This is a genomic window from Marinifilum sp. JC120 (assembly GCA_004923195.1).
In the GTDB taxonomy this organism is placed as follows: domain Bacteria; phylum Desulfobacterota; class Desulfovibrionia; order Desulfovibrionales; family Desulfovibrionaceae; genus Maridesulfovibrio.
Genome location: RDSB01000010.1, coordinates 1 through 23058 on the forward strand (window position 1 = coordinate 1; position 23058 = coordinate 23058).

Below are 23058 nucleotides of genomic sequence, written 5' to 3' on the forward strand. Positions count from 1 at the left end.
GCTCTGGCGATTAAGTTTGCCACGGGCAACAGCATAACGGATCGCGGGGGCCTTTTGGTTGCTTAGACAACGGACAAAAAATGGCGATCCATAATTGACTTGGTACCGAATCGGTACTTGGTGCCTCAGAGCACGAATAAGAAAAGGAATATCAATAGTTACACCATTAGGTGAGGGACGACTACGGCCTAAAAAGACTTGAAGATAGATTTGACGGGGTGCTTGACATTGTGCCGCATAAGAAAAAGGACCGCAATATCATGAAAGATATTGCGGTCCTTTTTTGTTGCTTGCCAGCATCACACATAAACTTTCCTGTGCAGAGGCAATTTCATGCACCGAAAGACAAAAAACGAGACGAAACACCCCACACCCCGGCTCAAAACACCCCGAAACCTCAAACAAATAATCCAATAAAAATCGCATGTTGGAGTTGCATATTAATAGTAACTATAATAATGTCACCTGCAAACTTCGCATAAATGCGAAAGGAGACAGACATGACTATCAAAGCAAAACTCTGGATAATTGGTATGCTGGCAACAGCTGGGTTCGTAATAATTTTTACTGTCGATTTCATTGGTGAAAAACTTATGAAAGAGGCAAGCCTGATTGAAAAACAAGCTGCGGAAACTGAAATTGCCATGTTGCAGGCACGTAGGGCCGAAAAAAACTTCATCATCAGGAAAAATCCAAAATACATTGAGCTTGTCGAAATCAATTCTAAAACAATGAGAAACAAGCTTAACAGCTTAAAAGACACAAAATTAGGCACATACTCTGAGAAAGGTTTGGCGGCTGTATCCGGCTATATGCAAGCCTTCAGCAAGGTAGTAAAAGGCCAAGAAACAATTGGATTATCTCCTGACTCTGGGGTCCAAGGTCAACTTCGAACAACTATACGTAATGTTGAAAAATTATGTATGAACTATGATTCGAGTCTTGAGTCAGTCCTGCTGAGAGTTCGTAGGCATGAAAAAAACTACATCCTGTATCAAGACAACACCCATCTTGAAAAAGTTAATAAAAGCATAGATGAATTCACTCAATCTGTCAGAGATTCGGCCCTCACCACCAAACAAATAGCGGCCCTTGAAGAACAACTGGAATTATACCTACAACTTGTCACAAACTATGCCCAACTTTCCCAAGAAATAGAAAACAATAAGCAATCATTCATCAAGTCAGTGCGGACCATGGAACCGCTTCTTGAAAAAATGGCCTCAGAAGCAGAAATGATGCTTAAATCACGAAGCAAAATCATCACCCAAACGACCATCGCAATTGAAATTTTAACTATACTTATCCTCCTCAGCTCCATAGCCACGATCATTCGATCCATAACATCTCCGTTAAAAGCCCTTGAAACATGCGCCAACTGTGTCAGCGAAGGCAGCTTTGATGCCTGTGAAAAAATCAAATTGAACGGGGAACTCGAATCCCTCCGGGCAACCATGGCTCAGATGATCGTCAAACTGAAACAAAGCATGGACGAAGCACACAATAAAAGCCTTGAAGCAGAAATGCAGACCCGGAAGGCAAATAAAGCTATGCATGAAGCCAATTCAGAACGAGAACACACAGCCGCCCTACTCGAAACAATGTCTTCAATTTCTCAAGAAGCGGACGTGATTACTGAAGAGCTTCATGTAGTAGCGCACAATCTTGCTTCCGAAGCGGAAGAAATTAAAAAAGGAGCGGACACTCAACGCCGAAGAACGGATGAAAGTGCCGTAGCAGTACAACAGATGAACGGATCCATAACGGACGTTGCCAATAAAGCTTCTCAAGCCTCCCAAGAAACAGATGAAGCCAGCCGCAGGGCAAAAGAAGGATTCCAGTTGGTAAGCCACGTTGTAGACTCCACCGACCGGGTCAAGTTCCAGACCCAGAACCTTAAGAAAGCATTGGCTGAGTACAGCCATCAGGCGGAATCAATAGGAACGATCATGGGAGTAATCTCAGATATTGCAGACCAGACCAACCTATTGGCATTGAACGCTGCAATTGAAGCAGCCCGCGCGGGCGAAGCCGGACGCGGTTTTGCCGTTGTTGCCGATGAAGTCCGTAAACTTGCGGAAAAAACAATGCATGCGACGCAAGAGGTCGGGGAAGCCATATCCGGTATCAGAAGCGGAACCGAAGCCAGCTTGACTATCATGAATGATACTGAATACGCCGTGACAGAATGCTTCAATCAGGCAAAAGATGCAGGCCAATCACTACAGGAGATTGTCCATATTGTTGCCGAATCCGCAGGAGAAGTTCAATTTATCGCAGCCGCTACCGAGCAGCAATCAGCAGCATGTGAACAAATAAACTCTTCTAGCATGGAAATAAACAACGTCTCCAACGAGACATCAACTAGAGTCGCCCACTCTTTCGCAGCTATTAACAACCTCACTGGACTAGCTTCAAACCTCAAAGGACTGACCAGCAAACTTAACAGTTGCAAGAGCAGCTAAACATAAAGGACCGCAATATCATGAAAGATATTGCGGCCCTTGTCTTTTACCTAGTATTTCGAATCGTAATCTATGCTACCCAATCATCATCCTCGGAGATGGGAGCGAAACCGCGACGCATTGTGTTTTCACAGACAAGGCGCGGGTCCATAAACTGGAGCAAATAATCGGGACCACCGGCCTTGGAACCGACGCCGGACATTTTGAATCCGCCAAATGCGTGGCGTTCAACCAGAGCACCAACGCTGGGCTTGTTCAAGTAAAGGTTACCGACCCTGAATTCGCGGGAAGCCTTTTCAAGATTTTTGGGGCTTCTGGAATAAACCGCGCCGGTAAGAGCGAATCTGGTGGAGTTGGCAATATCAAGGGCTTCGTCAAAATCCTTGGCCCGCATGATGGAAAGAACAGGTCCGAAGACTTCTTCCTGAGCAATGCGGTGCTCCTTGGTGATACCGTCCACTACCAGCAACGGGGTGTAGCAACCGCCTTTATCGCGGTACTCGGCAGGAGCTTCATGCTTGATAACAACGTTGCCTTCTTCTTCAGCAATTTTACAGTATTCGAGCACATTCTTCTGCGCTGCCTTATCGACAACCGGTCCCATGTAATTAGTAGGATCTTCAGCAGGTCCGAGCTTGATGGATGCTGCTGCTTCCTTAAGCCGATGGATAAAGCGGTCATAAATGGAATCAAGGACAATGACGCGGGAACATGCTGAACATTTCTGGCCCTGAAAGCCGAAGGCCGCATAAAGCACACCGAGTACGGCTTCATCGAGGTCGGCATCGTCATCAATGATAATACCGTTCTTACCGCCCATCTCAGCAATAACCTTCTTGCACTGCTCCTGACCGGGGTGAACCGTGGCAGCGCGTTCTTGAATGCGCAAGCCAACTTCCATTGATCCGGTAAAAGCAATTACTGAAACATCGGGATGGTCAACCAGATGGTCACCCATAACAGAACCGCGACCGGGGCAGTAGTTAAACACGCCTTCCGGCAGACCTGCTGCCTTGAACATTTCAACTATGCCGTAACCGACAGCGGAAGCTATTCCGGCAGGTTTATAGACAACCGGACACCCCGCAACAATGGCGGCGGAAACCATACCTACACTGATTGCCAGCGGGAAGTTCCACGGTGCGATAACTGCGGCAACGCCCTTACCCTGATAAAAATACTGTGAATATTCGCCCGGTGCATTCCCCATACGCTTGGGACTGCCGTGTCGAATCATTTCGCGGGCATAGTATTCGAGGAAGTCAATGGCCTCGGCAACATCACCCTGAGCCTGATCCCACTGTTTGCCCACTTCAAGGACCTGCATTGCGCAAAGCTCATACATGTTATCCTTAAGGTACTGGGAAGCCTTGAGCAGGTACTGAGCGCGTTCTTTAGGTTCCACATCACGCCAATCAAGGTAAGCTTCCTTGGCGGTGGCTACAGCCTTATCGACTTCAGTTGTTCCGGCCTGACACACGGAGCCGATAATTTCGGAAGGCTCAGCCGGATTGTAGGAATCAAGAGTATCCTCGGTAACAACATCCTGTCCGCCGATGTAGAGCGGATAACGCTTACCGAAATCCTGACGGATTTTAGCCATGGCTGCGGGGAAACCTGCACGCTCTTCCTTGATGGTAAAATCTGCGGGCGGGTAGTTATTGAATCGGGCCAGTTCACCTTCAGAAGATTCATCTGTTTTCTTGGCCGGTTTAGCTTCCAGTTCACGCTTAAGTGTGATCTCCGGATTTTCCAGCAGACGGCTTACATCGGCCTCATCAGCAAAAGTCTGTTTGAGGAAGGATTCGTTAGCGGTGTTTTCCAGCAATCGGCGAACAAGGTAAGCCATGCCGGGAATAAGATCACCGTAAGGGCAGTAGAGACGGACGCGCTTTGCAACGTTCCGTAGACCCTTACGAACAGGTTCAGCCATACCGTAAAGAACCTGAAATTCGTATCTTTCTTCAGGAACGTTCAACTCGTTAGCAACTTCCATTACAGAAGAGATGGAGCGGATGTTGTGGGATGCACAGGCATAGTGACAAATGTCGTGGTTCTCAAGAATCATTTTAGAAACACGCTCAAAAGCCATGTCCGATTCAGGCTTATGGGTCCAGACCGGAACAGGCCAGTCGTTCTGCTTGGCGAGTACGGTTTCGTAATCCCAGTAAGCACCCTTTACCAGACGGATGGAGATAGGCAGTTTCTCTTCGCGTGCCCAATCGAGCAGGCCGGAAACGTCATCATCAACGCTGCGCAGGTAGGCCTGAAAAACGATTCCGAGATGCGGGTAATCAGGATATTTTTTCCTGAACCGCTTATACATTTCAACGGTAGGTTCTTTATATTTGAGGGCTTCCATGTCGATACACATGAAACCGTTCATGTCCATGATCTTCTTGAATACAGGTTCGATGGCATCCATCATACCCTGCACAGTACCTTCAAGATCTACAGGCTTGGACTGGGAATAAAATGCGGAAGGCTTAACAGCAACGTTGATCTTGGGAGCATGTCCCCAGTCAAGGTCACCGGAAGCATCAAGGGCATCCCATTTCTTGTATTCTTTTTCAATGGCATCAAGGACTTCCAGATAACCGTCACGATAGGCTGCGGCTTCCTCATGAGAAACGGTAGCTTCACCGAGCAGGTCGAGAACAAAGGCAAAACCGTCCTTGCGCAGTTTGCGGATACCTTTAACCGCTTCCTTGGATTTCTGGCCGATAATGAACTGACGGGCCATACCTTCAATGTTTGAACGGATGGTCTTGTTCAAAACCTTGGCTACAAGGCCACCGCCGAATCCAGTCTTGGTGGCACCCCATTTGAGGACATCGGGAATATTACTGTCATCCCCTGCGAAATACTCTTCAATATGCCTTGAAAGGGACTCGGAAGTATTCAGGTATGGCAAAACGTCAACAAAGCGAAACATCTGGACCTTGAAATCTTCATTTTTCATGGACCAGTCCATAACCTTACCAGTCCACCAGCCCTTATTAAAGACTGAAGGCGCTTCACCGGAAATGGAATCAAAAAACTGCTTTCCGCGTTCGATTACTTTGCTGTCCAGAGTGGAGACTTCTGCATTCATACCTGACTCTCCTGAGATTTTTAATGGTTCTTCAAAATCATATTTGCAGACCGATTAAAAATCACTCCGACCCGAATTAACAGGAAGCTACAGGCTCACACTGCCGAGCCTGCATACGGGATATCTTACAGTCTGCTATGATTCGTAATCTTCTTCCTCTTCCAGAGGAATTGCCCGAGACTCCTTGATGGTGTTTAATACGATGGTTGAGTTGGTGTCCCTGACGGTTTCAATCCTTCCGATCTGTCCCAGCATAATTGCCAGCCCGTCGGTGTCCTCACAGCGAACCTTGATGAGATAGCTGTCCCGTCCTGCACAGTAGTGCACTTCAAGCACTCCGGGAACACGGGTAAGCTCTTCACCAGTAGAAGTTGCGCCGACCCCTTCGTTCACATTCACAAAGATAAAGGCAGTAAGGGAACGCCCGACAGCCTTGGGGTCAACAATAGCCTCATATCCTGTAAGCACACCTTTACGTTCCAATTTACGGACACGCTCAAGTACTGCTGAAGGAGCCATGCCGACTTTTCTTGCGATATCAGCATTGGAGACCCGGCCACTATTCTGAAGTATTGTCAGAATTCTACGATCAGTTTCGTCAATCTTTCTCTTATTCATTTGTCTTTTAGAATAAAATTCAATTTTAGAGGTTTTGTCAAGAAAAAATAACACAACAACATGTTCCTAAGCATCAAAAGTTAAGCAAAACAACTGTATAAACGAATAATTTTCTACACATCTCCTTGTATACCTGAATTATCGACTGCTGCACATTAAAACATACATTTTACACCGCATTTCAATTGATTAATCGATCAATCAAACATAAGATAATTCATCAAGCAACATACACTTTTGTGAAAAACACCCACAACAAACAACACTGCACAGCACATAACAGTGACATAAGGCAGAAATGAATTAATAAAGAGGTTTGGTTTCGGAAATGCAGAGAACTGCAATACAAAAAGTCGGAGAGTAATTTGAAACCAAGCGAAGCTTGACGAATTAAGTTCGTATATTATGTAATAAGGCAGAACAAAGCAAGCCTTCCGAACATTCTTCGGATTCCACAATTAACATCTATTTTTACACTGCATAAAACAATCAAAACACGTCAAACCCAACGAATACGCAATAACGGCCCGCAATAACTAAGCACAAATCAACATAGAACTTTTCTTGCAGGAGTGTCTCATGGATGGAAATAAAGCATGCCAGTATTTTAATAATGGATATTTATGCGCTGAAAGTGTGCTGCTGGCGACAACCGAGGCAATGTCCCTAACCAGCCCCTGCATTCCGGCAATAGCCACAGGATTCTGTTCAGGAACCTCGAGAACCAAAGGGACATGTGGCGCGCTGCAAGGAGCCATTCTGGCGATAAACATTATTCATGGCCGCAGTTCACCAGAACAAGAATTCGACTATTGTTACAGCCTAGTTCAAGAATTGACGGACTATTTCAATGAGCGTAATGAATCCATCAATTGTTACACAATCACAAATTGCGATTTATCCACCCCACAAGGCCAAACAAAATTTCGCAACAACGATCTTAAACTTCAAAAATGCTTACCTATTGTTGAAGACATAACAAACTTCACAATTAAACTACTACGCAACCAAGAATAACATGTCATCACGCGCACTACTCTATCTGAAACTTATCGGCTCTGTAATCTTCTGGGGCGGCACATGGATCGCCGGAAGAATCCTTGCAGGAGACCTAACCCCGTACTCAGCAGCATTCCTACGCTTTTTCTTTGCGAGCATTTTCATGTTCTTCCTCACCTGCCGGGCCACAGGCAAAAGACCCAGCTGCACCAGAGAAGATATTCTCCCGCTGGCTTTTCTCGGACTGACCGGGGTCTTCCTGTATAATATTCTCTTTTTCAGCGGATTGCAGACTGTTACCGCAGGCAGGGCGGCACTTATTATTGCGGCCACGCCGACTTTTATCGCCCTTGGCTCAGCCCTTATCTTTAAAGAAAAATTCACAGCGTGGAAAATTGCAGGATTCGTACTGGCCCTGACCGGGGTTAGCACCATTATCGGTCACGGCAACCCCATATCAATCATTACAGAAGGAACAAGCTTCGGCGATCTCTGTATTATCGGTTGCGTTATAAGCTGGGCCGCTTATTCATTGGCAGGGAAACCGGTCATGAAAAAAATTCATCCCATTGAGATGGTCTACTGGTGCTGCCTTTTCGGAACAGCTATGCTATTAGGTCCTGCCCTGTATCACGGTCTGCTGTCTGAGGTGATCAGCGCATCTTTTGTGGATTACAGCTGCATAATCTATCTGGCCCTGCTCGGAACAAGCCTTGGGTTCAGCTGGTATTTTGAAGCAATGCAGGAGATAGGACCGTCCAAGACCGGAATTTTCATCAACCTCGTGCCTGTCACAGCAGTCGCACTTGGGGCAATAATACTGGACGAACCCGTGGATCTTTTTCTGGTCATCGGCGGGGCACTGACTATATTCGGAGTCTGGCTGACTAACCGAAACTAGACTTGTTTAAAAAAACATGGAAGATTGCCTTCGGCTGCCCTTCGGGGACCCTGCCGGGGCCTTAAATCCTTTTGCAAAAGGGTTTAAGAATCCCAAAACCTTTTATTTGTAATAACAAAATTTATTTTTTATCATAACTATTTAATAAGTTAGCAGCTTTTCTAGCAATAGCAAAATCTGACAAAATCAGAGGCGAAGCCCTATCAAAAGTTTTTGAAGAGTCCAAAGAAACTTTTTCCAAAAAGTTTCTTTGGCCCTCGGAGAGCCGCCGGAGGCATGAAATATGTACGAAACAGAAGATTTATATAACGACGATGAACTTTCCGCTCCCAGTAGATCGCAGAAAAAACGCGAAATGGTCGAACTGCAAAAACTGGCCGAAAAGCTCATGACTCTCAGTCCTGAACTGGTCAAAAAATGCGGCCTGCCGGACTACTTCATTGAAGAAGTGCTGGATGCCATGTCGATCAAAGCCCATGAAGCTAAACGCCGCAAAGTACAGTACATCGGCAAACTCATCCGCGACATCGATACCCAGCCGCTTGTTAATTTTCTTAAAGATATCGAGACCGGAAATAGAGCCGACAACATGAAATTCCACGCCCTCGAGCTGTGGCGCACCAGATTGATTGACGGTGATTTTTCCGCGCTTGATGAGATTATGGAACAGCATCCGCAGGCTGACCGCCAGCGGATCTCCCAGTTGGCCCGCAATGCCAGAAAAGAAAAAGACAAATCCAAGCCTCCCAAGTCTGCACGTGCTCTTTTCAAAACTTTACGCGAACTAACTGAATAAACGGACTTGACTCCTGAAAATACAGTCTTACTTTACATACGTTGTGAATTAATTCACACTTAATTTTTCAAGAAACAATCAAGGAGAGATACTGTGACTTATATTTATGACGGCGTTGAACTGGAAGAAAGAACCTGCCCCCATTGCGGAGAAGAACTCAGCCCCTGGATCGCGCCTCCTGAATCCGGCTGGGGTGTTATTGTTGTCTGCAACAACAACAAATGCCCGCACTACGTAGGCTCAGAATGTGATATCACCAACAAGCGTGAGGATTCCAACCTCGGTTGCCGCTACGCGGAGAACCCCGATAACAAATACACACCGTTCAACCTCCTTGCGTGGACAAGATAGCTTAAAGCTGTAACCACAATAATTCAAAGCCCCGCAAGCTCCTGCCTGCGGGGTTTTTACATTTTAAAGCACTCATTTGGCTATTTTCAAAAATAACATAACATTGACAAAGCAAATCACAACTTCTATCTCAGGATTCCCAAATCGATAATATCTTTCCCGCGAGGGTCCCTATGTCTTTTCTCCAATCACAATATGTTGCGGTTGTTGCCCTGCTTGTCGCAGTGCTTCTCTGGTCCAGTTCCTTCGTTGCGCTGAAAATAGCCATGGCGGTCTATGATCCTACTTTTGTGATCTTCGGCAGAATGATGCTGGCCTCGCTCTGTTTTCTGTTTTTCATTCCCAATTTCAAAAGACAACCCATCCGCAAAGGCGATCTAAAATTTCTGGTATTCATGGCCTTTTGCGAACCGTGTATGTACTTCGTATTTGAAAGTCAGGCCCTGACCATGACCTCCGCCTCACAGGCCGGGATGATCTGCGCCACCCTGCCGCTGCTTATGGCTGTGTCCGCGCGATTCATCCTTAATGAAGAACTCAGCCGCAGAACACTGACCGGATTCGCCCTAGCTGTATGTGGCGGAATATGGCTTTCTCTTTCTTCTGAGTCTACGGAAAGCGCGCCCAATCCCGCACTCGGTAATTTCCTTGAATTTCTGGCCATGTGCTGCGCGGTTGGATACATGACCGTGCTGAAAAAGATGACCGCGCATTACTCCGCTCTTTTTCTGACTGCATTTCAGGCCTTTATGGGAGCCATATTCTATCTGCCGCTCTTGGCCCTGCCTTCCACCACCATCCCCACGATTTTTAATCCGTTGGCAGCAGGAAGCATCATCTATTTAGGAATATGCGTCACCATCGGTGGCTACGGACTGTACAACTTCGGAATGTCCAAGCTTCCAGCCAACCAGACAACTGCCTACGTAAATCTGATTCCGGTATGCACTCTCTTCCTCGGCTGGCTGATTCTCGACGAAACCTTCACTTCCATGCAGTTCATCGCAGCAGCACTGGTCATGGGCGGAGTCATTTTGAGTCAGGATAAAAAAAGCGGTAAAGCTAAATCCTGATCTGCAACCCAGCACAACCGCAATTTCACACCAAAAAAAATACGTCATAATAAACACTTACAATCCACCTATGTGTTTCATTAAAATATAGTCTCAAATTCCCTACTGTGTTAAAATTTTAGCAGGTCTCTATTCTGTTTTGATGGGAGAGGTGCGACTGCTCGTATCTCGAAATATTTTAACACAGAGGGATATACACATGCGGAGAATCGTTATTGTCGGTGCCGGGGCAGGCGGAACCATGGTTGCAAACCTGTTACGCAAAGAACTGGATGAAGAAGAATTCGAAATAACCATCCTCGACCGGGATGAAAAACATCATTACCAACCCGGATACCTATTTATCCCTTTTGGGATCTATAATAAAAAGGATGTCCTCAAGCCGAAACGAGAATTCATCCCCGAAGGTGTGGAATTTGTTCTCGACACTGTCACCAAGATAAATACCCAAAACCGCAAAGTGGAAACACTCAAAACCAGTTACGATTACGACTGGCTTGTGGTTGCTTCCGGGGCACGCATCGATCCATCTGAGGTGGACGGTATGATGGACGGTTGGCGCAAATCCGTATTTGATTTCTATTCACTTGGCGGTGCACAGGCCCTACGCAAAGAATTAAAATATTTCTCTTCCGGCAAAATAGTACTCAACATTGCCGATGTTCCCTACAAATGCCCCATCGCTCCCCTTGAATTCGTTTTCCTGGCCGATTGGTTTTTCACTGTAAGCGGAGTGCGCGATCAAGTTGAAATCGAACTGGTCACCCCGCTGGACGGTGTTTTTACCAAACCGGTTGCCACCAAAGCTCTTTCAGCACTGGCTGACAAAAAGAACATCAAAGTCACCACCCAGTTCGCGCTTGATAGCGTCAATGCAAAGGAAAGATTCATTGAATCTGCGGACAGCAAGAGAGTTGATTACGATCTACTGGTATCCATCCCGCCCAACCTCGGCGACAAGTGCATCACTGACTCCAGTATGGGCGACCCCATGGGTTTCATGCAGACCGACAATTATACTTTGAAAGCTGAAGATATGGATCGCGTATTCGTCATCGGCGATGCCACAAACGTTCCCGCTTCCAAGGCCGGTTCCACTGCCCATTACCAGTCCACCACTGTTGTAAGCAATATTCTCCGCGAAATTGACGGGTATGATGCCAAGCCGACATTTGATGGGCATGCCACCTGTTTTCTAGCTTCAGGATTTGAAAAAGCTGTGCTGCTTGATTTCAATTACAAAGTCGAGCCACTCCCCGGCATGTTTCCGTTTCCCGGAATGGGACCATTTGACCTGCTCAAGGAATCGCTGGGCAACTACTGGGGTAAGATGATGTTCCGCTGGGTTTACTGGAACCTAATGATGAAGGGGCATGAACTCCCGCTTGAACCTGAAATGAATCTCGCAGGCAAGGTGCGCCGCTACATTGAACAAGAAGCAGAGGGGTAGCCAATGAAAAAAGAAGATGAAATCCTCGAACGCCTTGAAAGATTGGAATCCCTTGTCACCCCCATGGCTGAATCCGCCCGATCCATGAACGAACTCAAGGAGGAACTCACTCCCCGTGTAAACGAGATGGTCCGTCATGTAATCATTGAGTTGGCCGACATCGACAGCGATTTTCAACTCTCAGACCTGACCGGGCTGGGTAAGAACATGTTGCGCAACATCAAGAACCTGAACTATGCCCTCAATCAGCTCAAAAACGCCATAGACTTCGTGGATACGGCTGAGCCACTGATGAAAATCACCGTCCCTTACTACATCGCCCGGCTGGATGAACTGGAACGAAAGGGTGTATTCGACCTCTTGCGCATCGGGGGCGGTACACTTGAAAAAGTGGCTGAAACATATTCCAAGGAAGAATTGGAAGAAATGGCTGAAACCATGGTCAATATGCTCGGTGCAGTCCAGAAGCTGGGTAGCCCCGAAGCCGTACGCTTCATTGAACACATGGCCTCTATCCCCTGCAAGATCGGCAATTGCGATGTAGAAGCAGTAGGTTTCACCGATCTGCTACGCTCGCTGGGCGATGAAGACGTCAAAAAAGGTCTCGCCGTACTTCTGCGCCTGACCAAAGCCATGGCTCCTGAAAAATGATTTGCCTCCGGCGGCTGGGGAAGGGGAACTTTTAGAAAAAGTTCCCCTTCCCCAGCCGCCATCCCCTCAAAACTTTTCAGTATGCTTCGCAAGTAGCTTCAAAAAACATCTTTCAAAATAAAAATCGCAATATCTCGAAAGATATTGCGATTTAATTTTGGTCCATTTTTAATAAAAACTACATCTCAACAAACACGGGCAAATCAGGCAAATCAATCCCGTCCATTCTGGCAGCTTCCTGCAAAAGCCTTGATACTGCCTGCTCCCCTTCTTCGCCCACATCATCGGAATAATCGGTAACAAAAGTTTTGATGTGCTCATGAATTATATCGTCATCCATTTCCTGTGCATGTTCTTTTATGTAAGGCCATGCATCTTCCTCATCAATATAAGAAAGAGTAAGTGATTTACGGATAGCGGCATTTACGAGGGAAGCTGTTTCCGCGCCAAGCGAACGCTTAATTGCAATGGAGCCAAGCGGAATCGGAAGACCTGAAAAATCTTCCCACCACTGTCCGAGATCGGCAAATTTCGACAGGCCGAGAGCTTCGTAAGTAAAACGACCTTCGTGGATGACTACTCCGGCATCAACTTCACCATTCTTGATGGCAGGCATGACCTGATCAAAAACCATTTCCACCAGCTCCACCTTGATTCCGGCTTCCCGGCACATGAGGCTGAACAATAAATTTGCGGTAGTATTGCGTCCCGGTATGGCAATACGCTTGCCATCAAGGTCACCTATAGTGCAAGGTGCTCCGGTGAGCAGCAACGGTCCCACGCCACGGCCCATGGCCCCTCCGGCACGAAGCAGGATGTAATCATCCATAATGTGTGCGGCAGCATGAACGGACACCTTACAGATATCCATCTTCCCGGCCTGAGCCATGGAATTAAGTTCTTCCACATCAGCGAGGGTGACGTCCAGTTTGAAAGGGTCTATGCTGACTGCCCCGCTGGCGAGGGCATGAAAAATAAATGTATCGTTCGGACAGGGCGAATAGCCCAATTTCAATATTTTGCTCATAGACAATGTTTTTATATTTTTAAGAGCCGGAAATCCAGTGTTGACATGGCTAAAAGCGACTTTTATTTACGGCTGAACAAAGGTGAATATAAATGATCTCAAAAAATTATTTCCAAAACGCCGGACTCGGAAATATCCTCGACAAAGTACTTGACGGGGAAAGACTTTCCACTGAGGACGGACTTACCCTCTTCAACTGTCCTGACCTTAATGCGCTAGGCGCACTTGCCTCCATCTACAGACGCAAACTGCACGGCAACAAGACCTTTTACGTAATCAACCGTCACATCAATTACACCAACATCTGTGTTAACGGCTGCCTGTTCTGTGCCTATGCCCGCAAGCCGGAGGAAGATGGTTCATTCAAACTCAGCCGGGAAGACATCCTCGAAAAATTGGAAAATGCGCCCATCCCCCCCCGCGAAGTTCATGTGGTCGGCGGCTGCCATCACGATATTCCGCTTTCTTTTTTCGAAGAAACTTTCGTTGAAATCAAGAAACGTCTCCCGCAAGCAGTGATTAAATCATTCACAGCAGTTGAGATTGAGCATCTTGCACTAGCTGAAGGAATTACCACCATTGAAGTGCTCAAACGTCTCAAAGCAGCCGGGTCCGAGATGCTCACCGGTGGCGGAGCTGAAATTTTCAATCCTGATGTCCGCGCCAAAATCTGCCCGGAAAAACTTCCCGGCAAAGAATGGCTTCGCATTCATGGTGAGGCCCACGACTTGGGTTACACTACCAACTGCACCATGCTTTACGGGCATGTGGAATCATATGCCGACCGCGTAGATCATCTGGATCAGTTACGTCGACAGCAGGATGCAACAGGCGGATTCAATTGTTTCATCCCCCTGCCCTTCCTGACTGAGAACAGCAGGCTGAAGATCGACAATCCGCTCACCGGAGTTGATGAACTGCGCAATATTGCGGTCAGCAGGCTCATGCTGGACAACATTCCGCACATCAAGGCTTACTGGGTAATGCTCGGAGTCAAGCAGGCTCAGACCGCGCTTCATTTCGGTGCTGATGATTTTGACGGAACCGTTGTAGAAGAAAAAATCGGACACATGGCCGGAGCAGAATCCGAACAGGGCCTGAGCCGAACCGAGCTGGAAGAAATGATCGTCGGCTGCGGGTTCACACCAATTGAACGCGACGCTGCTTTTAATGAGGTTTAAGAATGCCTCCGGCGAGTCTGCCGACAGCCTTAAACCCTTTTGCAGAAGGGTTTAAGAATCCCAAAACCTTTTAATAGGTTTAAATTGGATCAAACTTCACCAATTGTGCTTGGGGAAGAAAAGATAGGTTAATAGAAATGACAAACCTTACACAGAGTCCTGCTGAAGTTCTCGTAATCGGCGAAAAAGTTGAAGCCGGGGAACGCATTAATTTTGATGAGGCCGTTACCTTGATGGAAAAGGCTGATCTTTTTGATCTGGCTAGCCTTGCCCATTCCATCAGAATGAAAAAGCATCCTGAACCGAACGTAACCTACGTGATTGACCGCAACATCAACTACTCCAATATTTGTGATTGCGGTTGCCGTTTCTGTGCTTTTTACGTTGCGCCTGGTAAAGACGGTGGTTTCGTAATCAGTAAGGAAGAGCTTGGGCAAAAGATTCAGGAAACCATTGATCTTGGCGGAACCCAAATTCTGATGCAGGGCGGCCACCACCCGGATCTGCCACTTTCTTTTTATGAAGATATGCTCCGCTTTATCAAAGAGAATTACCCGGTTCATATCCATGCATTCTCTCCGCCTGAAGTGGTTTACTGGAGTGAGCTGAACGGGATTTCCATCAAGGAAGTGCTGGAGCGTTTGATCGATGCAGGACTGGCCTCTATTCCCGGTGGCGGTGCGGAAATTCTTGTTGATGAAGTGCGCAGCCATATCGCGCCCAAGAAATGCAACACCGCCAAATGGCTGGAAGTAATGGAGACAGCCCATAATCTGGGACTGCGCACCACCGCGACCATGATGTTCGGGCACGAGGAACAGCCCGTGGACCGCATCAAGCACCTTTTCGCTCTGCGCGAGGTCCAAGACCGCACCGGCGGATTCACCGCATTTATCCCTTGGACTTTCCAACCCGACAACACCAATATTCCTGATGCACGTAAAATGACCAGCGTTGAATATCTGCGAATGCTCGCAGTATCACGCATTGTGCTCGATAATTTTGACAACGTGCAGGTTTCGTGGGTCACTATGGGTCCGAAGATATCCCAACTGGCTCTTTTTTACGGCGGTAACGATTTCGGCTCAACCATGATTGAAGAAAATGTGGTTAAAGCGGCAGGAGTGAGTTTCAGACTTTCCGAAGCTGGAATTCACGACTTGATTGAAAAAGCCGGATTCATACCTAAACAACGACTCATGGATTACACCCTTGCGGAGAACGCTGATGGATAAGGTTAAAGTCGGACGCATTTCATATCTTAATGTTCTGCCGATCTATCACCCCCTTGAAACAGGATTGATCGAAAACGACTTTGAATTTGTCTACGGCCCCCCTGCACAGCTGAACAAAATGATGTCTGAGGGTCTGATGCACATTGCATCAAACTCAAGCATTGAATACCTGCGCCATGCAGAGCAATATTTACTGCTTCCCGATCTAGCCATCGGCAGCCGTGGTCCTGTGCAGTCCGTAATAATGATCAGCCGTAAGCCGCTGGAACAACTCAAAGGCTGCAACGTGCTGGTAAGTGCCCAGACTCACACCTCTGCGGCGCTGCTGAAAATCCTACTTTCTGAATACATCCCGCTAAACGCCACTTATGAAACTGGTAACGCCACTGAACGGCTGGAAGCAGGAGAAAAGCCAGAAGCGATTCTCTGTATCGGCGATGAAGCGCTGAACCTACGCAAGCACGAAGATTATCCTTATATCTTTGATCTCGGCGAAGAATGGATCAGATGGACCGGACTCCCTTTTATTTTCGGCATCTGGACAGTGCGCCGCGATGCAGCTGATCGTGAAGACGTCAAGCAGGCAATTCGTGATTTGATCCGGGCCAAAGAATGGGGACAGGCGAACATTGAAAAAATCTGCCAAATGACCGCAGACAAGACAATGTTGAATCTGGAAGAAAGCCGTTCCTACTATGACGGTCTAGTTTATAATCTGGGTAAAACTGAAATTGAAGGCTTGAAGGTTTTCTCAAAATACCTGAAAAAAACCGGGCAAATCGACCATACCCCTGATCTTGACTTCATTGATATTTAGTTAATATCTTTACAAAAAACAAAAGGCCGGATCGCATATTGCGTATCCGGCCTTTTGTTTTTTGTATAAACTATTTGGACATGTTTTTAACATGCTCAATGAAATACCGTACAGCCGGAAAAAACTCCCGACCCTGCAAATGGGCGAGGTAAAAACTTCTTTCGAGATTAAGCGGAAGATCGCTGATGTGCACAAGCTCTCCGGAATCGATGAGCGGCTGGGCTGCGAGACGTGAAGTAACACTGACCCCAAGTCCGGCTCTTACGCACTGCACAACGGCCTGTGTGGATTCAACCCAGACAGTCACATTGAGTTCACGGACACTTGTACCCATCTCTGCCAGACCGGCTTCAAGGGCCTTACGAGTACCGGAACCGCCTTCACGCATGACCCAGGGCAGTTCTGCAAGATGCTGAATATCATCAATGCCGTCATAATTTCGAACCAAAACCGGAGGAGCAACAATAACAAGCTCATCGCGCATGATTGGTACAAACTCAATATTGGGAACATCCGCAGTGGCTCCCACAACACCGATAATCAATTCCCCAGAACGCACTTTTTCCAGAATTTCAGCGGTATCACCGACTGAAAGATGGACACTTACGTCAGGATATTTTTTACAATAGTTGTACAGAATCTCCGGCAACAGATAATGGGAAGGGATGGTGCTGCCGCCAATTTCCAGATCACCAACGACTTTATCACGTAAAATATTTATCTCTGAATGGGCTTTGCCAATCAGGCTATAGATATCTTTTGCATTACGGTAAAGGACCTCACCGGCCTGTGTGGCCATAATGGATCTGCCCAAACGATCAAAAAGAGGTACACCAAGCTCATCCTCTAAAGTAGAAATATGGGCACTGATAGTAGGCTGGGAAAGGAATAATTCCTTACCTGCTTTAGAAAAACTCTTTAATTCATACACCTTGCAAAAGGCTTCAAGTCGACGTAAGTCCATTTGATCTCTCGTATCGAAAATATCTATAAGTATTTACAAAAAAAAGGGGCGGAAATATTTTCCGCCCCTTTGAATAAGCATTAATTTATGCTTCCTGAGCTTCCTCAGCGGGAGCTTCAGTGGTTGCCGCAGCTTCTTCAGCAGGAGCTTCAGCACGTTTGGTCAGCTCGATGATGCACATGGGAGCGCAGTCACCCTTACGGGGTTCAGCGAGCTTGATGATGCGAGTGTAACCACCGCCTCCGCCTTCGTAGCGGGGGCCGATTTCGTCGAAAAGCCTTTTAACAAGACCGTGGTTCTCAAGAGTCTTGTAAGCAAGACGTCTGGAGTGGAGGTCGTTACGCAGGGCAAGGGTGATCAGCTTTTCGCAAGAGCTTCTCAGTTCCTTTGCCTTAGGCTCGGTGGTACGGATATGTTCGTAGGTCAGCAGAGAGCGAACCATGTTTCTAAGCATGGCCTTCCTGTGGGAAGCACTTCTGTTGAACTTTCTTCCGGACTTTTTATGCCTCATTTTTCTCTTTCCTCTTCAGCCATTCCTGATGCTTTTTATCGAAATCCTCGAGGATCATACCGAACTTAAGTTCCATGCTGTCGAGAACCCTACGGATTTCGTCAAGAGACTTTCGTCCGAAGTTCTTGGTTTTGAGCATGGTCTGTTCAGTGCGCTGCACAAGTTCACCAACAATGCGAATGTTGGCAGCCTTGAGGCAGTTAGTTGCACGAACGGAGAGTTCGAGTTCGTCGATACTCTTGAACAGATTCGGGTTAAGATCGAGGTCGCTTTCTTTGGACTCTTCCTGCTCAGATCCCATTTCATCAAAGTTGATGAATACGGAGAGCTGATCCTTGAGAATTTTTGCACTGTAGGCAATTGCATCCTCAGGGGTAACGGAACCGTCGGTGAAAACTTCGAGAATAAGCTTGTCGAAGTTGGTCATCTGGCCGACTCGAGCCTGCTCCACACTGTAAGCTACCTTACGGATGGGAGAAAAGCTTGAGTCAACAACGATGTGACCAATTTCATTAACAAGACCTTCATGCATGTCTGCGGGCACGTAGCCTTTACCCATGCGGATCTCAAAAGTCATCTCCAGGTCCATCTTTTCGGACAGAGTCGCGATAATCTGCTCAGGATTGAGGACTTTGACGTTCTGGTTTTCCTGAATATCAGCTGCGGCGACGACACCCTGCTTATTTACCTTAAGAGTAAGAAACTGGGGTTCATCAGTAGTCATTGCGAATCTGATCTGCTTGATGTTCAGAACAATCTCAGTCACATCTTCCATCACACCTTCAATAGTGGTGAATTCGTGCTGAACTCCTTCGATCTTTACAGCAACCGCGGCAGCTCCCTGCATTGAGGAAAGCAGTACCCTGCGAAGGGCGTTACCGATGGTTGTTCCAAATCCGCGCTCAAGGGGCTCACAAATGAACTTACCATAAAGCTCGTTAGACTTGGGGTCACGCACAAGTTGTTCCGGCTTAACCAGCTCGGCCCAGTTGCGGGTGTTGATGAGTTTGTCACCGTCTTGAATAAGCATGCACTAATCCTTCTTATTTGGAGTACAGCTCGACAATCAGCTGTTCGTTGATAGGGAACTGGATATCTTCCCTAGTCGGCATCGCTTTAACTTCACCTTTGAAATTTGCTCCATCAGCTTCGAGCCACTCGGGGCAGCCGCGACGAGCAATAACTTCCTGTGCTTCAGCAATCACGGGGATCTTACGGGATTCTTCACGAACCACGATTACATCACCGGGTTTTACCTGCATGGAAGGTACGTTAACACGTCTTCCGTTCTTGGTGAAAATACCGTGTCTCACGAGCTGGCGAGCCTGATCGCGGGAGTTGGCAAAACCAAGACGGTAAACAGTATTGTCAAGGCGGGTTTCAAGAAGCATGAGCAAGTTCGCGCCGGTTACACCTTTCATACCATCAGCACGCTTGAAATAGGTGCGGAACTGGCCTTCGAGGACACCGTACATGCGACGCACTTTCTGCTTCTCACGAAGCTGAATTGCATAGTCGCTCATTTTCTTTCTCATGCGACCGGCAATACCGGGTGCATAAGGACGACGCTCATAAGAGCACTTATCAGTAAAGCAGCGGTCACCTTTAATGAAAAGCTTTTCGCCTTCACGACGACACAGTCTGCATTTTGCTTTTGTATATCTGGCCAAGGTTATTACTCCTTCGAAATTAGACCCTGCGACGTTTCGGCGGACGACAGCCGTTGTGCGGGATGGGTGTTATATCGCGAATGAAGTTAACCTTCATACCGACGTTACCGATTGCGCGCATCGCTGCTTCACGACCGGAGCCGGGGCCTTTGACGAAAATACCAACGGTACGCATACCCTGATCCTGAGCTTTTCTAGCAGCGGTTTCAGCAGCAACCTGTGCGGCAAAGGGAGTAGATTTTCTTGATCCCTTGAAACCGGATGCACCGGAAGTAGCCCAGCTGATTACGTTACCCTTCAGGTCAGTAAAGGTTATGATGGTATTATTGAATGTTGCTTTAACGTGGGCGATGCCCACGGGAACATTCTTCTTCTCTTTTTTCTTGCCGGAACGGCGAGGTCTAGCCATACCATTCTCTCCAGAATGAATTTAAATCAGCAGCACAAAGACCGTTACATGGTCTGACAACTGCAGATTGAATTATTTCTTCTTTCTGCTCATGACAGAGCGACGGGGACCTTTGCGCGTTCTTGCGTTGGTCTTTGAGCTCTGACCGCGCACGGGCAATCCGCGACGGTGACGCAGTCCACGGTAACTTCCGATATCCATGAGACGCTTAATGTCAGCGATCTGATCACGGCGGAGGTCACCTTCAACTTTATGATTATCTTCAAGTTCCTTACGGATGGTGTTCACCTGCTCGCCACTGAGGTCATCAGTTTTGAGGGTCCAGTCGATACCAACAGTATCAAGAATCTTGAGAGCGGTAGTCCGACCTACTCCGTAGATGTAAGTCAGTGCAATATCCAAACGCTTATTTTTCGGAAGGTCTACTCCAGCGATACGAGCCACAGTTATACCTCTCTATCCTTGACGCTGTTTGTGTCTGGGGTTGTCACAAATAACCCTCAGAACACCCTTGCGTCTGATTACTTTGCATTTGGGACAAATCTTCTTAACAGATGGTCTTACTTTCATGACCGTCTCCAAATAATGCAGTTAAACAGTTTCAACAATCGGGAGCTAGCCGATCGTGGCCTTATGCCTCAGCTGCCCTGCTAAAGGGACAACTGTACCATGCCAGTCTTTCGTTGCCGCGAAATTCAAGACGTGTACTCTAAAGAATGAATTTAAAAAAATCAACCCCTAAAGAGCACCTAAATAAAATTAGGAAAGGCTCAGTATCTTGGGCCCATCCGCAGTAATGGCAATGGTGTGCTCAAAGTGGGCGGACAGCTTCCTGTCCTTGGTCACAGCGGTCCACTTATCATCGAGAATTTCAATGTCGTGTGAACCTTCAGTCACCATCGGTTCGATGGCGATGACCATCCCGCTCCGGAGTTGCACACCGGGAAGACCTGACGGTACAAAGTTTGGAACTTCAGGTTTTTCGTGAAGGTTGCGTCCGATACCATGTCCTACAAAACGGCGCACAATTCCGAACCCTTCGCCTTCAGCATATTCCTGAACAGCCCGGGAGATATCATAAAGATTGTTGCCCGGCAATGCCTGTTTGATACCCCGCATGAGAGATTCGCGGGTAACATCAAGAAGCTTCCGGGTGGAATCGGCAATCTTGCCGACCGGGTAAGTACGGGCAGAATCCCCGTAAAAGCCCTGATAAATAACGCCCATGTCAATGCTGACAATGTCCCCTTCATCAAGAATTCTTTTTTCAGAAGGAAAACCGTGAACAATTTCCTCGTTCACGGAACAACATAGGGCAAAAGGAAACCCGTGGTAACCCTTAAAAGCCGGCTTGACACCGTAACCTTCGCAGGCTTTGCAAGCGATATCTTCAAGGCTCATGGTAGTGATACCCGGCCTTATGGCTTCGCCCAGCATATCCAGGATGGTAGAAACAAGACGATTGGCCTCACGCATGAGGCCAATCTCCTTGTCATTCTTGAGGTAGATTCCTCTGTACTTTTTCAAAGCAACTACCTGCCCTTAATCTTACTGCCCTTACCCATGAGTCCCTCGTACTGACGGGAGATCATGTAGGATTCAATCTTACCCATAAAGTCCATGGCCACACCGACTACAATAAGCAGAGCGGTTCCACCGAAGTAGAATGGCACGTTGAACTGAGCAATCAGAATCATAGGCAGTACGCAGATAGCAGCCACGTACAGGGATCCCCAGAGGGTGATCCTGGTCAGAACGCGGTCAATGTATTCACGTGTTCTGGTACCGGGACGAATACCGGGGATAAAACCGCCCTGCTTCTGAATATTCTCTGAGATTCCTTTGGGATCAAACATGATCGCAGTGTAGAAATAGCAGAAAAAGATAATCAGGGCGATGTAAACTACGTTGTATACTATGGAAGACGGAGCGAAATACGCTGAAAACTTGGACAGAATCTCGTTATTGGAGAAGCTGGCAAGAGTCGCGGGAAACATCAGGATACTGGATGCGAAAATGGGAGGAATAACACCGGCGGTGTTGATTCGCAGCGGCAGATGTGTAGTCTGTCCGCCCATCATTTTTCGTCCCATCATGCGCTTGGCATAATGTATTGGAATCCTGCGCTGTCCACGCTCCATATAGACGATAAAAGCCAGAATGGCGATCATGAATGCCATTACAAACAAAAGCAGGAAGAGAGTAATCTCACCGGCCTGCATCAGTCTGACGGTATTAAAAATAGCAGACGGAAGGCCTGCAACAATACCGGCAAAAATGATCATGGAGATACCGTTACCGATGCCCTTCTCGGTCATTTGCTCACCGAGCCACATCAGAAATACGGTACCAGCTGTCAGAGTCAGAATGGTGATGCCTCTAAAGGCCCATCCTGCATGCAGTACTACGGGGGCACCGGTGGGGCTGGTCATACTTTCCAATCCCACTGCGATACCGAAACCCTGAACTAATGTAATCAGCACAGTGCCGTATCTGGTGTACTGCGTAATCTTCTTGCGTCCCTGAGCCCCTTCTTCCTGAAGTCGCTTAATGGTGGGACTAACCACACCTAGAAGTTGAACGATAATAGACGCGGAGATATAGGGCATAATCCCTAACGCGAATATGGACAAGTTACGCAACCCGCCGCCTGAGAACATGTCAAAAAGGCCGAAGAGAGTGTTAGAAACACTCTCAAAAAAATCGGCCAATGCTGAGCTGTCTACGCCCGGGACCGGGATGTGAATCCCGATCCGGTAGACAGCCAGAAGAAGAAAAGTCCAAAAGAGCTTTTTCTTCAGTTCCGGCAGTCGGGAAAGATTATCAACTCCAGACAATGCCACGTT

At 47.3% G+C, this 23058-nt stretch carries 24 protein-coding genes; 12 read left to right on the forward strand and 12 right to left on the reverse strand.

The window, feature by feature from the left end; translation table 11 throughout:
* Nucleotides 1-170 precede the first annotated feature (170 nt).
* Together D0S45_10905 and D0S45_10910 are read left to right on the forward strand one after the other, a co-directional pair.
* Nucleotides 171-482, forward strand: a complete 312-nt coding sequence (locus D0S45_10905; protein ID TIH15176.1) for a hypothetical protein — start codon at nucleotides 171-173, stop codon at nucleotides 480-482.
* On the forward strand, nucleotides 483-2465 hold the full coding sequence (locus D0S45_10910; protein TIH15177.1) for a methyl-accepting chemotaxis protein: 1983 nt from the start codon (nucleotides 483-485) through the stop codon (nucleotides 2463-2465).
* A gap of 70 nt (nucleotides 2466-2535) precedes the next feature.
* On the opposite strand, the gene D0S45_10915 is transcribed toward D0S45_10910, so the two are convergent.
* Both D0S45_10915 and D0S45_10920 read right to left on the reverse strand, forming a co-directional pair.
* Nucleotides 2536-5559 carry an aldehyde dehydrogenase family protein gene (locus tag D0S45_10915; protein ID TIH15178.1) on the reverse strand — a complete coding sequence of 1008 codons (3024 nt, stop codon included), beginning with the start codon at nucleotides 5557-5559 and terminating at the stop codon, nucleotides 2536-2538.
* 135 nt (nucleotides 5560-5694) lie between these two features.
* Nucleotides 5695-6177, reverse strand: coding sequence for an Lrp/AsnC family transcriptional regulator (locus tag D0S45_10920; protein TIH15352.1), 483 nt, complete (start codon nucleotides 6175-6177; stop codon nucleotides 5695-5697).
* 579 nt (nucleotides 6178-6756) lie between these two features.
* Between D0S45_10920 and D0S45_10925 the strand changes: the two genes are divergently transcribed.
* The 7 genes from D0S45_10925 (at nucleotide 6757) to D0S45_10955 (ending at nucleotide 12398) form a co-directional block, all read left to right on the forward strand.
* A complete protein-coding gene (locus D0S45_10925; GenBank protein TIH15179.1) occupies nucleotides 6757-7194 on the forward strand; it encodes a C_GCAxxG_C_C family protein in 438 nt (145 codons plus the stop codon).
* Between the two features lies 1 nt (nucleotide 7195).
* Entirely contained in the window at nucleotides 7196-8077 is an 882-nt protein-coding gene (locus D0S45_10930; protein TIH15180.1) for an EamA family transporter, read from the forward strand.
* A 283-nt stretch (nucleotides 8078-8360) separates the two neighbouring features.
* Nucleotides 8361-8873 carry a DUF615 domain-containing protein gene (locus D0S45_10935; GenBank protein ID TIH15181.1) on the forward strand — a complete coding sequence of 171 codons (513 nt, stop codon included), beginning with the start codon at nucleotides 8361-8363 and terminating at the stop codon, nucleotides 8871-8873.
* A gap of 93 nt (nucleotides 8874-8966) precedes the next feature.
* Nucleotides 8967-9224 (forward strand): hypothetical protein, encoded by a 258-nt coding sequence (locus tag D0S45_10940; GenBank protein TIH15182.1) that lies wholly within the window; start codon nucleotides 8967-8969, stop codon nucleotides 9222-9224.
* Between the two features lie 173 nt (nucleotides 9225-9397).
* On the forward strand, nucleotides 9398-10297 hold the full coding sequence (locus tag D0S45_10945) for a DMT family transporter (GenBank protein ID TIH15183.1): 900 nt from the start codon (nucleotides 9398-9400) through the stop codon (nucleotides 10295-10297).
* Between the two features lie 199 nt (nucleotides 10298-10496).
* Nucleotides 10497-11747: an NAD(P)/FAD-dependent oxidoreductase gene (locus tag D0S45_10950; protein ID TIH15184.1), complete on the forward strand. Its 1251-nt coding sequence runs from the start codon at nucleotides 10497-10499 to the stop codon at nucleotides 11745-11747.
* 3 nt (nucleotides 11748-11750) lie between these two features.
* Complete coding sequence (locus tag D0S45_10955; GenBank protein ID TIH15185.1) at nucleotides 11751-12398, forward strand: DUF1641 domain-containing protein; 648 nt, start codon at nucleotides 11751-11753, stop codon at nucleotides 12396-12398.
* Between the two features lie 178 nt (nucleotides 12399-12576).
* Here the strand turns inward: D0S45_10955 and D0S45_10960 are convergent, their stop codons facing one another.
* Nucleotides 12577-13425, reverse strand: a complete 849-nt coding sequence (locus D0S45_10960) for a 1,4-dihydroxy-6-naphthoate synthase (protein ID TIH15186.1) — start codon at nucleotides 13423-13425, stop codon at nucleotides 12577-12579.
* 92 nt (nucleotides 13426-13517) lie between these two features.
* Here D0S45_10960 and mqnE point away from each other — a divergent pair, with 92 nt between their 5' ends.
* From mqnE to D0S45_10975, 3 genes are all read left to right on the forward strand, one after another.
* Nucleotides 13518-14606, forward strand: a complete 1089-nt coding sequence (gene mqnE / locus D0S45_10965) for an aminofutalosine synthase MqnE (GenBank protein ID TIH15187.1) — start codon at nucleotides 13518-13520, stop codon at nucleotides 14604-14606.
* A gap of 137 nt (nucleotides 14607-14743) precedes the next feature.
* Nucleotides 14744-15841: a dehypoxanthine futalosine cyclase gene (gene mqnC / locus D0S45_10970; protein TIH15188.1), complete on the forward strand. Its 1098-nt coding sequence runs from the start codon at nucleotides 14744-14746 to the stop codon at nucleotides 15839-15841.
* Nucleotides 15834-16658 (forward strand): hypothetical protein, encoded by an 825-nt coding sequence (locus tag D0S45_10975; GenBank protein TIH15189.1) that lies wholly within the window; start codon nucleotides 15834-15836, stop codon nucleotides 16656-16658. Before mqnC ends, D0S45_10975 begins: the two co-directional genes overlap by 8 nt.
* A gap of 70 nt (nucleotides 16659-16728) precedes the next feature.
* Here the strand turns inward: D0S45_10975 and D0S45_10980 are convergent, their stop codons facing one another.
* The 9 genes from D0S45_10980 to secY all read right to left on the reverse strand — a co-directional run bounded on the left by D0S45_10980 (nucleotide 16729) and on the right by secY (nucleotide 23055).
* Complete coding sequence (locus D0S45_10980) at nucleotides 16729-17622, reverse strand: LysR family transcriptional regulator (GenBank protein ID TIH15190.1); 894 nt, start codon at nucleotides 17620-17622, stop codon at nucleotides 16729-16731.
* Nucleotides 17623-17707: 85 nt separating this feature from the next.
* Nucleotides 17708-18133, reverse strand: a complete 426-nt coding sequence (locus D0S45_10985) for a 50S ribosomal protein L17 (GenBank protein TIH15191.1) — start codon at nucleotides 18131-18133, stop codon at nucleotides 17708-17710.
* Nucleotides 18123-19163: a DNA-directed RNA polymerase subunit alpha gene (locus D0S45_10990; protein TIH15192.1), complete on the reverse strand. Its 1041-nt coding sequence runs from the start codon at nucleotides 19161-19163 to the stop codon at nucleotides 18123-18125. The genes D0S45_10985 and D0S45_10990 overlap by 11 nt, the downstream gene beginning before the upstream one ends.
* A gap of 13 nt (nucleotides 19164-19176) precedes the next feature.
* On the reverse strand, nucleotides 19177-19803 hold the full coding sequence (locus D0S45_10995; protein TIH15193.1) for a 30S ribosomal protein S4: 627 nt from the start codon (nucleotides 19801-19803) through the stop codon (nucleotides 19177-19179).
* Between the two features lie 19 nt (nucleotides 19804-19822).
* Nucleotides 19823-20212, reverse strand: a complete 390-nt coding sequence (locus D0S45_11000) for a 30S ribosomal protein S11 (protein ID TIH15194.1) — start codon at nucleotides 20210-20212, stop codon at nucleotides 19823-19825.
* A gap of 72 nt (nucleotides 20213-20284) precedes the next feature.
* Nucleotides 20285-20656: a 30S ribosomal protein S13 gene (locus D0S45_11005; GenBank protein ID TIH15195.1), complete on the reverse strand. Its 372-nt coding sequence runs from the start codon at nucleotides 20654-20656 to the stop codon at nucleotides 20285-20287.
* 12 nt (nucleotides 20657-20668) lie between these two features.
* Nucleotides 20669-20782, reverse strand: coding sequence for a 50S ribosomal protein L36 (locus D0S45_11010; GenBank protein ID TIH15196.1), 114 nt, complete (start codon nucleotides 20780-20782; stop codon nucleotides 20669-20671).
* 189 nt (nucleotides 20783-20971) lie between these two features.
* Entirely contained in the window at nucleotides 20972-21739 is a 768-nt protein-coding gene (gene map, locus D0S45_11015; GenBank protein TIH15197.1) for a type I methionyl aminopeptidase, read from the reverse strand.
* Nucleotides 21740-21744: 5 nt separating this feature from the next.
* On the reverse strand, nucleotides 21745-23055 hold the full coding sequence (gene secY / locus D0S45_11020) for a preprotein translocase subunit SecY (protein ID TIH15198.1): 1311 nt from the start codon (nucleotides 23053-23055) through the stop codon (nucleotides 21745-21747).
* Nucleotides 23056-23058: the final 3 nt, after the last annotated feature.

Excerpts from the sequence above, each read along its gene's own strand:
- D0S45_10910 (TIH15177.1), top strand. The coding sequence starts at position 483 with ATGCGAAAGGAGACAGACATGACTATCAAAGCAAAACTCTGGATAATT.
- D0S45_10915 (TIH15178.1), bottom strand. The coding sequence starts at position 5,559 with ATGAATGCAGAAGTCTCCACTCTGGACAGCAAAGTAATCGAACGCGGA.
- D0S45_10920 (TIH15352.1), bottom strand. The coding sequence starts at position 6,177 with ATGAATAAGAGAAAGATTGACGAAACTGATCGTAGAATTCTGACAATA.
- D0S45_10925 (TIH15179.1), top strand. The coding sequence starts at position 6,757 with ATGGATGGAAATAAAGCATGCCAGTATTTTAATAATGGATATTTATGC.
- D0S45_10930 (TIH15180.1), top strand. The coding sequence starts at position 7,196 with ATGTCATCACGCGCACTACTCTATCTGAAACTTATCGGCTCTGTAATC.
- D0S45_10935 (TIH15181.1), top strand. The coding sequence starts at position 8,361 with ATGTACGAAACAGAAGATTTATATAACGACGATGAACTTTCCGCTCCC.
- D0S45_10945 (TIH15183.1), top strand. The coding sequence starts at position 9,398 with ATGTCTTTTCTCCAATCACAATATGTTGCGGTTGTTGCCCTGCTTGTC.
- D0S45_10950 (TIH15184.1), top strand. The coding sequence starts at position 10,497 with ATGCGGAGAATCGTTATTGTCGGTGCCGGGGCAGGCGGAACCATGGTT.
- D0S45_10955 (TIH15185.1), top strand. The coding sequence starts at position 11,751 with ATGAAAAAAGAAGATGAAATCCTCGAACGCCTTGAAAGATTGGAATCC.
- D0S45_10960 (TIH15186.1), bottom strand. The coding sequence starts at position 13,425 with ATGAGCAAAATATTGAAATTGGGCTATTCGCCCTGTCCGAACGATACA.
- mqnE (TIH15187.1), top strand. The coding sequence starts at position 13,518 with ATGATCTCAAAAAATTATTTCCAAAACGCCGGACTCGGAAATATCCTC.
- mqnC (TIH15188.1), top strand. The coding sequence starts at position 14,744 with ATGACAAACCTTACACAGAGTCCTGCTGAAGTTCTCGTAATCGGCGAA.
- D0S45_10975 (TIH15189.1), top strand. The coding sequence starts at position 15,834 with ATGGATAAGGTTAAAGTCGGACGCATTTCATATCTTAATGTTCTGCCG.
- D0S45_10980 (TIH15190.1), bottom strand. The coding sequence starts at position 17,622 with ATGGACTTACGTCGACTTGAAGCCTTTTGCAAGGTGTATGAATTAAAG.
- D0S45_10985 (TIH15191.1), bottom strand. The coding sequence starts at position 18,133 with ATGAGGCATAAAAAGTCCGGAAGAAAGTTCAACAGAAGTGCTTCCCAC.
- D0S45_10990 (TIH15192.1), bottom strand. The coding sequence starts at position 19,163 with ATGCTTATTCAAGACGGTGACAAACTCATCAACACCCGCAACTGGGCC.
- D0S45_11000 (TIH15194.1), bottom strand. The coding sequence starts at position 20,212 with ATGGCTAGACCTCGCCGTTCCGGCAAGAAAAAAGAGAAGAAGAATGTT.
- D0S45_11010 (TIH15196.1), bottom strand. The coding sequence starts at position 20,782 with ATGAAAGTAAGACCATCTGTTAAGAAGATTTGTCCCAAATGCAAAGTA.